Annotated in this window: 1 pseudogene; it reads left to right on the forward strand. The window is 73.7% G+C overall.

Going from position 1 to position 615, the window contains the following annotated elements:
• Positions 1–615 (forward strand): annotated as a pseudogene (locus tag G3I71_RS51980) (hypothetical protein); the annotation flags it as partial.

A 615-nucleotide genomic window follows, 5' to 3' on the forward strand; every position in this document is an offset into this window, starting at 1 on the left:
CCGCACGCGACCCTGGGCGTCGCCCAGGCCATGGGGCCCATCGGAGCCTGGCTGGCCGTCACCGGTGAGTGGTCCTGGGACGCGGTCGTGCTGGGTCTCGCCGTCGGCGTGTGGATCGGCGGGTTCGAGCACGAGCCGCTGCCGTGGCTCGACGCGTCGGCGCCCGTGACGGCCGAGTACAACCTGTCGACCGACGTCGCGGCCGCGCAGGTCGTGTTCGACGCGCCCGACCTCGAGGTGTGGCAGGTGCCGCGCAGCACGTACCGCACGTGCGTCACGTCGGACGCCGAGATGCGGGTGCGCGTGCGCGACACCGGCGCGCTCGGGCGGCACCTGTACGACGAGGTGCGCGCCGAGATGGTCAAGCACGAGCACCTGCGGCCGCAGGCCGAGGCGTACGTGCTCGGCGACTCGCCGCTCGTGCTGCTCACGGCGCTCGCGGACTTCTGGGAGGCGGGCCCGTCGTCGTGCGAGCACGTCGTGGTGCCGAAGCCCGCGATCCGCGACGACGGCCGGTACGCGCCGCGACCGGACGCGGCGCCGATGCGCGTCTACGGGCGCGTCGACGTGCGTCTCATGCACGAGGACCTGCACGCCAAGCTCACGCTGTTCGAG

This window comes from Streptomyces sp. SID12501, assembly GCF_010550245.1.
Taxonomy (GTDB): domain Bacteria; phylum Actinomycetota; class Actinomycetes; order Streptomycetales; family Streptomycetaceae; genus Streptomyces.